The organism is Agrococcus sp. HG114, from assembly GCF_024723325.1.
Taxonomy (GTDB): Bacteria; Actinomycetota; Actinomycetes; order Actinomycetales; family Microbacteriaceae; genus Agrococcus.
Genome location: NZ_JANQCH010000274.1, coordinates 1 through 526 on the forward strand (window position 1 = coordinate 1; position 526 = coordinate 526).

At 77.0% G+C, this 526-nt stretch carries 1 protein-coding gene; it reads left to right on the plus strand.

The features are described from left to right. A partial coding sequence (locus tag NWP09_RS13215; protein ID WP_258275938.1) for a thiamine pyrophosphate-binding protein occupies positions 1-526 on the plus strand: 526 nt, incomplete at both ends.

Below are 526 nucleotides of genomic sequence, written 5' to 3' on the forward strand. Positions count from 1 at the left end.
GGGGTCGCCGACGTCGTCGTGAGCCCGGGCTCGCGCTCGCAGGCGATCGCGCTCGCCGTCGCCCGCCTCGCGCGCGAGGGCGCGCTCCACCTGCACGTGCGCATCGACGAGCGCAGCGCCGCCTTCCTCGCGCTCGGCCTCGCGCGCGAGACGCGCCGCCCGGTCGCGATGGTGGTCACGAGCGGCACGGCGCTCGCGAACCTGCACCCGGCGATGCTCGAGGCGCACCACAGCGACGTGCCGCTCATCGCGATCACCGCCGACCGGCCGAGCGAGCTGCACGGCATCCGCTCGAACCAGACCACCCGGCAGCCGGGCATCTTCGGCGATGCGGCCCGCGTCGTGCTCGACGTGGGGGCGGATGCGCTGCTCGAGCCCGAGGACGACGCCGTCCGTGCGGTGCGGGCCGCGCTCGGCTGGCGCGACGGCGCGCACACGGAGCCCGGCCCCGTGCAGCTGAACATCGCGTTCCGCGAGCCGCTCTCCGGCGGCGAGGTCGCGACGCACCGGCCGGTCGAGCGCGTCG